The 691-nt window shown below is 28.2% G+C and carries 1 pseudogene; it reads left to right on the forward strand.

Features of this window, described 5'->3' with window-relative positions:
• Positions 1 to 321: pseudogene (locus EII29_RS11420) on the forward strand (hypothetical protein); the annotation flags it as partial.
• Positions 322 to 691: the final 370 nt, after the last annotated feature.

A 691-nucleotide genomic window follows, 5' to 3' on the forward strand; every position in this document is an offset into this window, starting at 1 on the left:
GATGAAAAAATAGTAGAGGAAGCAATAAAAGATATATCAGTAAGATCAATAAATAAGAGAGTACAATTTGGAGAAACAACATTACTGATACCTGAAAAGACAAGAATAAATCCAAAAGTCGGAAATATAGTAGATGAAAAAACAGGTTATGGAATACCAATTATATTTTCAAAAGAAAGTGGTTGTTCTTCCGTATTTTATAGTAAAAGATTGAGTAATAATAATTATATAGAGTTGTTTTACAATAGAAAAAATACAAGATTAAATGAAATAATAAATAAATTAGTGAGAGCCAATGGATTTACAAGGACTTGTAATTAAAATTATAGTAAAAAACTCCATATTCAAAGTTAATTGAAAAAATATTTGTTTATTTTAATATTTTCTATATTATAGAATAATAAAGAAACCTCGGCATTCAAAATTTTCCGAAGAAATATGAAATTATGCTGATAAGGAAAACAGCTGTCTGAACAAAGAGAGTTTGCTGTTTTCCAAGCATAATTTTATATTTGTGAGGGATAAAAAATTTTTTAGCCGATAACAGGAGAGTGAGGGCGGCAATGAGCCCTCACGGGAAATGAAATATTAGGCGAAGTACGGAAACTATATGACTTAGATCAGAGCTTAAAGATAAACTTGGCAATAAACGGACCTGCACTACTTGATAAAAGTCCTTATTTATTAGAAG

Source organism: Leptotrichia sp. OH3620_COT-345 (assembly GCF_003932895.1).
In the GTDB taxonomy this organism is placed as follows: Bacteria; Fusobacteriota; Fusobacteriia; order Fusobacteriales; family Leptotrichiaceae; genus Pseudoleptotrichia.